General features: G+C 69.8%; 7 protein-coding genes. 5 read left to right on the plus strand and 2 right to left on the minus strand.

The genetic code is table 11. The features are described 5' to 3' along the window. Positions 1-69: 69 nt before the first annotated feature. The 3 genes from QN357_RS06485 (at position 70) to QN357_RS06495 (ending at position 4,698) form a co-directional block, all read left to right on the plus strand. Positions 70-2,250 (plus strand): thioredoxin domain-containing protein, encoded by a 2,181-nt coding sequence (locus QN357_RS06485; protein WP_323504686.1) that lies wholly within the window; start codon positions 70-72, stop codon positions 2,248-2,250. Between the two features lie 49 nt (positions 2,251-2,299). Then, positions 2,300-2,728, plus strand: a complete 429-nt coding sequence (locus QN357_RS06490; RefSeq protein ID WP_134449367.1) for a DUF1761 domain-containing protein — start codon at positions 2,300-2,302, stop codon at positions 2,726-2,728. Positions 2,729-2,925: 197 nt separating this feature from the next. Continuing rightward, positions 2,926-4,698: a stealth family protein gene (locus QN357_RS06495; protein WP_323504687.1), complete on the plus strand. Its 1,773-nt coding sequence runs from the start codon at positions 2,926-2,928 to the stop codon at positions 4,696-4,698. A 50-nt stretch (positions 4,699-4,748) separates the two neighbouring features. On the opposite strand, the gene QN357_RS06500 is transcribed toward QN357_RS06495, so the two are convergent. Then, entirely contained in the window at positions 4,749-5,687 is a 939-nt protein-coding gene (locus QN357_RS06500) for a phosphodiesterase (RefSeq protein WP_277612938.1), read from the minus strand. Positions 5,688-5,918: 231 nt separating this feature from the next. Between QN357_RS06500 and QN357_RS06505 the strand changes: the two genes are divergently transcribed. Further along, positions 5,919-6,836 carry an NADP-dependent oxidoreductase gene (locus tag QN357_RS06505; protein WP_323504688.1) on the plus strand — a complete coding sequence of 306 codons (918 nt, stop codon included), beginning with the start codon at positions 5,919-5,921 and terminating at the stop codon, positions 6,834-6,836. Positions 6,837-6,873: 37 nt separating this feature from the next. Here QN357_RS06505 and QN357_RS06510 read toward each other — a convergent pair whose 3' ends face one another. Then, positions 6,874-7,110 (minus strand): hypothetical protein, encoded by a 237-nt coding sequence (locus QN357_RS06510; protein ID WP_134449371.1) that lies wholly within the window; start codon positions 7,108-7,110, stop codon positions 6,874-6,876. Between the two features lie 272 nt (positions 7,111-7,382). On the opposite strand from QN357_RS06510, the gene QN357_RS06515 reads away from it, so the two are divergent. Beyond that, positions 7,383-7,607 (plus strand): hypothetical protein (locus QN357_RS06515; RefSeq protein ID WP_323504689.1); only part of this gene is annotated, 225 nt, incomplete at its 3' end.

A 7,607-nucleotide genomic window follows, 5' to 3' on the forward strand; every position in this document is an offset into this window, starting at 1 on the left:
CACTGTAACCAGTCGGGCGCGGCGTCACCGGTTCGATTGCCCGTTGCGGGGTCGGGGCACAATGGGACCATGCCGAATCGTCTTGCCGATGCGATCAGCCCGTACCTGCGCTCCCACGCCGACAACCCGGTCGACTGGCACGGCTGGGGCAGCGAGGCCTTCGCCGAGGCCCGGGCGCGCGACCTTCCGCTGCTCGTGTCGATCGGATACTCGACGTGCCACTGGTGCCACGTGATGGCGCGGGAGAGTTTCAGCGATCCCGACCTCGCCGCCTACCTCAACGCGCACTTCGTGAGCATCAAGGTCGACCGGGAGGAGCATCCTGAGGTCGACGCGACCTATCTCGCCGCAGCAAGCGCGTTCGTCGACGGCCTCGGCTGGCCGCTCAACGTCTTCGTGACCCCTGAAGGACGTGCTTTCTACGCGGGAACGTACTTCCCGCCGACCGCCGTTCCCGGCCGACCGGCGTTCCGGCAGGTGCTCGAAGCCGTCACGGACGCCTGGACCGACCGCCGCGCCGAGGTCACCGAGACCGGCGCTCTCGTCGCAGACGCGCTCGCCGCAGCCGCCAGACAGCAGGAGCTCGCCGATGCCGCCGTCGCCGATGCTGCCGTCGCTGCTTTCGATGGTGTCGACGGCAACGATGTCGGGGGAGCCGGCCCGCGGAACCTGCTGCCGCAGGGCAGCGTGCTTGACGGCATCGTCGAGGGCCTCGCCGTGACGGAGGACACCCGGTACGGCGGGTTCGGCGGGGCGCCGAAATTCCCCGTCGCCCCCGTCCTCGCGTTCCTGCTCGACCGCTCATCCGGCCGCAGCCTCGCCCTGCGCACCCTCAAACGGATGGGTGCCTCCCCGCTGCGGGACCCCGTGGAGGGCGGATTCTTCCGCTACGCCGTCAACCGGGACTGGAGCGAGCCCCACTTCGAGCGGATGCTCTACGACAACGCCCAGCTCCTGGACCTCTACACCCAGGCCTGGAAACTGACCGGGGAACAGTGGGCGCGCACGGTCGCCGAGGGCGTCGCCGAGTTTCTCCTCTCCGTGCTGCAGCTGCCCGACGGCGGTTTCGCGAGTGCCCAGGATTCCGAGAGCACCGTCGCCGGACGCCGCGTCGAGGGCGGCTACTACGCCCTCGATATCGACGCCCGGCGAACGCAGCCCAGCCCCGCCCTCGACGAGAAGGTGCTCACCGGCTGGAACGGCCTCGCGATCGGCGCGCTCGCCCGCGCCGGTTTCGCGTTCGGTGATTCCCGCTACACGGATGCCGCGGCCCGCGCCGCCGACTACCTGCTGTCCCGGCATCTCACCGTGGAAGCCGAAGCCGAATCCGCAGCCGAATCCGCAGCCGACTCCGCAGGTGACGGGCCGGTGCTCGTGCGAGCCTCCATCGCCGGCCGGTCCTCGACGGCGCGGGCTACCCTGGAGGACTTCGGGATGTTCGCACGGGGACTCCTCGAACTGGCACTCGTGACGGGTGAGGAACGCTACGCGTCCGCGGCGCGCCTCCTGGTGGACAGCACGCTAACGGCGACGACCGACACTGCCGCGACGACCGACACTGCCGCGACGACCGACACTGCCGCGACCACCGACACGGCCGCCGCACGGTTCCGGGTCCCGGGCGGCTCCGATCCCGTGCTGGTCGGCCAGGGACTCGCCCTCGAGGTCGACCCCTCCGAGGGCGCATACCCGTCCGGACGCTCGGCCGCCGCGGGCGCCGCTCAGCTGCTGTACCTGATGACCGAGTCGGAGAAGTACCGGGATGCAGCGGTCACGGCGGTCGTCCCGTTCCTCGCCCGTGCCGCGGAACGCCCGCTCGCCTTCGGTGCCGTCCTGCAGCTCTGCTCCGCACTGATCGCCCCCGTGGAACAGCTCGTGCTCGTCGCGCCAGACGACCGGGCCGCTGCGGCGGAACCCAGCGGTGACGCCGACCTCGACGAGCCAGGGGAGCCCGACTTCTCGGCCGCACCCTCCTTCTTCGATGTGCCCGCTGCCGTGAGCGTGACGGCACTCGTCGACAGCGCGAGGCAGCGGGCGACCGGCGTCATCGCATCCGTCACAGCGACCCAGTCCCGCACACTCGCCGCCGCCGGATTCGACCTCTTCGCCGGCCGTGTTCCGCTCCGCGACCGGCCGACGGCGTACCTCTGCCGCGACTTCGTCTGCCGCGTGCCGGTGACCGACCCTGCGGAGCTAACGATCCGGGAGACATCCGGGGAGATCTCTCCCGACGGGCCCGCGTCGCCCTAACATCGAGGCATCCCCTCCGCCACCGGCGGAATCAGCGAGAGGATCCCTCATGGTTCCCGAGATCAACATCTGGGCGGTACTGCTCGCCACCGCGTCGAGCATGGCCGTCGGGTCGGTCTGGTATTCGCGCCGGGTCTTCGGCGGGTACTGGATGCGTACGGTCGGCCATGACGAGGAGAGCATGCGCGGCAACGCGGTCGCTCCCATCGTGATCACCGTCCTCGTGAGCTTCGTCACCGCGTGGGTGCTCGCGGGCGCCATCGCGATCACGCAGAACTTCTACGGCGGCAGCTTCCTCGCCAACGCGCTGCTGACCGCGCTGATCCTCTGGGCAGGTTTCACCGCCGCCCGGATGGTCACCCACGACGTCTTCGACCGGCGCCCCGCCGGGCTCACCGTGCTCAACCTGGCCCACGAGCTCGTGACCCTCGAGGTGATGGCCCTGATCATCGGCCTGATCGGCATCAACTCCCTCTGAACCCGCGCCGGAGGTCCCGGCGCCGTCATCGGGGCGGGTCGCCGGGCAACGTAGACTGGGAGGAACGCTACCGCTTGCTGTCGGCTGCCGGTTCCCGGCTCAGACCGGGTCGCGGCCGCCGGCACGTACCGGACGCACTCTCCCCGGCAACACACGGTTGCCCCGTTGATGAGTGTTCCCATTTCCCGAGGAGGACCATGGTTACCGTCGATCGTTCAGCCGCAGAGCCGTCTGTCGTCCCGGTGAGCCCGGCCGGCACCGCCAGCGCTCCGGGCACCGCCAACTCCGCCAACCCCGTGCTCTCGCTGAGCACGGAACCCGAACTGGTCCTGCTCTCCCCGGACGCCCGCACCCGCCGCTTCGACCGCGACGACGTCGTCGTGCGCAAGGGCGAAATCGCCCTCATCAACGGCCACTTCACCCCGCACGAGTTCATGGTCAGGGACCTTCTCGCGATCGCCCACGCCCTCGACGCCGCCGGCATCGACTTCCTGCTCGTCCGCGGCGATCACGACCGCCCGGTCCTCGCCGTCGATCGCAAGCGCCGCAAGCACATCACCCGCGCGCTCGCCGAGGCATTCTCCAACGACCCCTTCTACGCCAAGCCCCTCGACGGGCACCTCACCCAGCCCCTCCTGCTCGCCGACGGCGCCCTCACCACCCTGCGCAAGTCATCCGTGTTCCGGGTCTACCGCCCGCGCATCGAACCGATCGGCCGCCTCCGGTACGGCGCCGAGACCGCGTTCCAGTTCGAGCTCTGGTTCTTCGGCGAAGACGAGATCGTGGCCCCGGTCGAGAACTCCCTGATGCGCAAGCGGATGCCGCGTGGCGAGGCCCGCGAGACCACCATCACCCTGTATGGGCGCACCTGGCGCACCCTGCAGCACATGTTCGACGATCTCGCGAGCGACGTGAGCTTCGACATCGACATGGTCTTCTCCTGGGTCGACGGCTCCTCGAGCGATTTCCAGCGCGAACGCGCCAAGCGGATGAAGGCATACGTCGTCGGCAGCGGCGACGAGTCCGACGCCCGCTTCCGGCAGATCGACGAGCTCAAGTACGCCCTCCGCAGCGTCTACATGTTCGCGCCCTGGGTGCGCCGCATCTTCATCGCGACGGACTCGCCGGCGCCCGAGTGGCTCGCCGAGCACCCGCGCGTCACGATCATGAACAGCGAGGACTTCTTCCCCGACCCGAGCGTGCTGCCGACCCACAACTCGCACGCCGTGGAGAGCCAGCTGCACCACATCCCCGGGCTCGCCGAACACTTCCTGTATTCCAACGACGACATGTTCTTCGGCCGCCCGGTCGGACCGGAGTTGTTCTTCTCGCCGGGCGGCGTCACGAAGTTCATCGAGGCATCCACCCGGATCGGCCTCGGCGAAAACGACCCGAGCCGCAGCGGGTTCGAGAACGCCGCCCGGGTCAACCGGGCGCTGCTCCGCGAGCGTTTCGGCAAGGTCACGACCCGGCACCTCGAGCACACGGCGGTGCCGATGCGGAAGAGCGTCCTGCTCGAGCTCGAGGCGGAGTTCCCCGAGGACTTCGCCCGCACCGCGGCGAGCCAGTTCCGTTCGGCGACCGACATCTCCGTGACGAACTCGCTCTACCACTACTACGCGCTGACCACCGGGCGCGCGGTCGAGCAGACCCAGGCCAGGTCGCTCTACATCGAGACGACGCTCAAGCTCGCGCTGCGCCAGATGAACAAGCTCCGCAAGCGCCGCGACCAGGACATGTTCTGCCTCAACGACGGCAGCTTCCCCGAGATCTCGGACGAGGTGCGCCGCGCGGCCGTGACCGAGTTCCTCGAACAGTACTTCCCGATCGTCGCGCCGTGGGAGCGCGAGGCGCAGGCCACCGTGAGCGGCACGCCTGCCGCCACGGACAGCGTCTCCCCAGGCGCCGAGTTCGCTCGGTTCGGCCGAGAGGGGCAGTCGCACCGGCGCATCTCGGCGGAATCGGGCTAACTCGCCGGTGCGGCGGTCGCGATCGCGCTCGGCCAGGCGCCGCGGCCCGCTTAGCCCAGAACCGGGATCGGCGTGGTCATCGGCGGCTCACGGAGCGCCGGGAGAGTACCCGCGCCCATGATCGTGATGCCCGACGCGGCGAGGCGGCGGGCGCTCTCCTCCGGGTCGATGTAGTCGAGGGGGGCGTAGCTGCCGAGCGGCACGACCGAGTGCAGCACGGTGTCCGGGTAGACGTGCACGAGGTTGAACGCGCGGGCGCCGTCGCGGCCGCGGGTGCCGCCGACGGGCACGTTGAGGTCCTGCGTGTAGCAGGTGGCCGAGGCCACCGACACCGGGATGCCGGCGAACATCGCGGTCGAGGAGTAGTGCAGGTGTCCGGCGATGATGCTGCGGACATCCGTGCCGCGGAGCACCTTGGCGAGGCGGGCCTGGCCGCGGAGCTCGACGGAGACGGCGAGGTCGAGCACACTCGGAACGGGCGGGTGGTGCATTGCGAGAATGGTGCCGTCGGGAGCGGGAACGCTGAGTTCCTCGGTGAGCCAGGCGAGCTGGGCGTCGGTGACCGTGCCGAAGTGCTGGTGGGGCACCGAGGTGTCGAGCGTGATGATGCGGAGGCCGCCGATGTAGTCGACGCGGTCGATCGGTGCTGTCGACGAGGGCTGGCCGAGGAGTTCCGCGCGGAAGGCCGAGCGGTCGTCGTGGTTGCCCATCACCCAGATCACCCGGGCGCCGAGGCGGGCGGCGGCCGGCTCGACGATGCTGCGGACGAGGGCGTAGGCATCCGGTTCGCCCTTGTCGGCCAGGTCGCCGGTGATAATGATGGCGTCGGGACGGCCAGAGGATGCCTCGACCTCGGCGAAGAGTTCGGCGAGGTGCCGGGCGCTGTCGACCTGGTCGTAGAGCCTGCCGCCATCGGCCAGAACATGGGTATCGCTGAGGTGGAGCAGGAAATAGTCCGGCCTAGGGTATTCGGCCGTTCGCAGGTTCAAATGAACTTTCCATTCGTCGGGACTGTTTGCACTCATCGTTGAGTCGACTGACTCTACTCCGAATATTCGACCAGCCGACCTTGAACGGCCGGTGTATTCCAGACGAACATGCCGACGGGACCGGAGAAGAGCCGGCGGGGCCCGGCCGTTCGCGGGCAGCGGAAGCCCGTCCGCGAGCGCCGCCGCATCCGAGGGGTGCCGGGTCTTGCGCGCCCTGAATAGGCTGGGCGCATGGCTCGTTTCGTGCGTTTCTCCGAATTCGGCGGCCCGGAAGTCCTGCGGGTGATCACCGGCGATCCGCCTGCCCCCGGCCGCGGCCAGGTGCGGGTGCGGGTGCACGCCGCGGGGCTCAATCCCGTGGACTGGAAGATCCTCCGCGGCGGTCCGGCCGCCGGCGCGTACAGTGTCGTCCTGCCGAGCGGCAACGGGAATGATTTCTCCGGCGTCATCGACGGACTCGGTGCCGGCGTGACGAGCTGGGCCGTCGGCGACGCCGTGCTCGGCGGCTCGCGTATGTTCGCCCAGGCCGACTGGCTCGTCGTCGAAGCATCCGCCGTCATCCGTAAACCGGATGCGCTCGGTTTCGTCCCTGCCGGGGCCCTCGATATCGCGGGCCGCACCGCGACGGCGTCGGTGCGCTCGCTGGCGCTGACCCGAGACGACACGGTGCTCGTGAGTGCGGCCGCCGGGGGAGTCGGCGTCCTTGCCGCGCAGCTCGCCGTGCGCACCGGCGCGGCCGTTGTCGGAACCGCGAGCCCGGCGAACCACGATTTCCTCCGCAGTCTCGGCGTCATCCCCGTCGCATACGGCCCCGGTCTCGCCGACCGGGTGCGCGCGCTCGTGCCCCGGGTGACGGCTGCGCTCGACAACAGCGGTCCCGCCACGATCGACGCCGCCCTCGAACTCGGTGTGCCGGGCGGCCGCATCAATACGATCGCCGCGCGCGGCCACCGGGCGGATGCCGGCATCACCGGCGTCGGAGGTCAGGCGGCCCGCCCTGGCGACCTGGCCGCCCTCGCCAACCGGGTCGCGAGCGGGGACGTGGTGCTGCCGGTCGACCGGGTATTTTCGCTCGAGGAGGTCGCGGACGCCTACCGCTGCCTGATGGGCGGGCACGTGCGCGGCAAGGTCGTGCTCGCCCTGGTCTGAGCCCGACCTGGTCTGAGCGGGGCGGATCAGGGGTGGGTCAGGGGTGAGTCAGTCCCTCGGTGGTTCCCGGAAGGGTGGGCCGGGTCACGGTGTCCTGCTCGTAGGGTTCGGAGGGTTCGGCCTGGGCGCTCGCGGCCCGGCGGCGCTCCTCTTCGAAGTCGCCCTCGAGTCCGCTGAAGCCCTCGGCACCGGCCGGGTGGGCGCCCCGCGACGTGGTCCCGCGTGCGGGATGGTCCTTGTCGGCGACGTGCCGACCGTGGTGTGCAGCAAACATGCCAGTCACGGTACGCCGCGTCCCCGCCGAGTCAAGGGCTAGCGTGCGGCTGGCACCTGTGCAGCGGTGGTTCGCGGGAGTCCCCGCACGGTGTACCTTCAACATCACAGCAGTTGAATTCTGCTGAGAAGGACCTCGGCGGCGTTCGGCCCCGGGGTCCTTTGCTTTGGCCCGGTGTCGCCCGGTGTCGCCCGGTGCCGTTGACTGCGACGTCCTGTTCGGTGTCCGATCCGGCGTTTCTGCGGCCTCACCCACGGTCTGTCCAGCGAGTCGTGCGAAGCTGGACTGTGCGCTCCCTCTCGACAACAGGATTCCTGCGATATCTCGGCGGCGCGATCGTCGCGTCGGCCGTCTTCGTCGCGCTGTACCTCTTTTTTGTGCGGACCCTGCACGGGCAGACGATGGACCAGCTCGCCTATGACGGCTCGATCTTCGGCCGTCGCAGCGTCACGGTCGTCACCCAGCAGGTGCTCGACCAGGTTCCGACCGTCTCGGTC

It is taken from the genome of Cryobacterium sp. RTC2.1 (assembly GCF_035018685.1).
Classification (GTDB): domain Bacteria; phylum Actinomycetota; class Actinomycetes; order Actinomycetales; family Microbacteriaceae; genus Cryobacterium; species Cryobacterium glucosi.

Excerpts from the sequence above, each read along its gene's own strand:
- QN357_RS06490 (WP_134449367.1), top strand. The coding sequence starts at position 2,300 with ATGGTTCCCGAGATCAACATCTGGGCGGTACTGCTCGCCACCGCGTCG.
- QN357_RS06495 (WP_323504687.1), top strand. The coding sequence starts at position 2,926 with ATGGTTACCGTCGATCGTTCAGCCGCAGAGCCGTCTGTCGTCCCGGTG.
- QN357_RS06510 (WP_134449371.1), bottom strand. The coding sequence starts at position 7,110 with ATGTTTGCTGCACACCACGGTCGGCACGTCGCCGACAAGGACCATCCC.
- QN357_RS06485 (WP_323504686.1), top strand. The coding sequence starts at position 70 with ATGCCGAATCGTCTTGCCGATGCGATCAGCCCGTACCTGCGCTCCCAC.
- QN357_RS06505 (WP_323504688.1), top strand. The coding sequence starts at position 5,919 with ATGGCTCGTTTCGTGCGTTTCTCCGAATTCGGCGGCCCGGAAGTCCTG.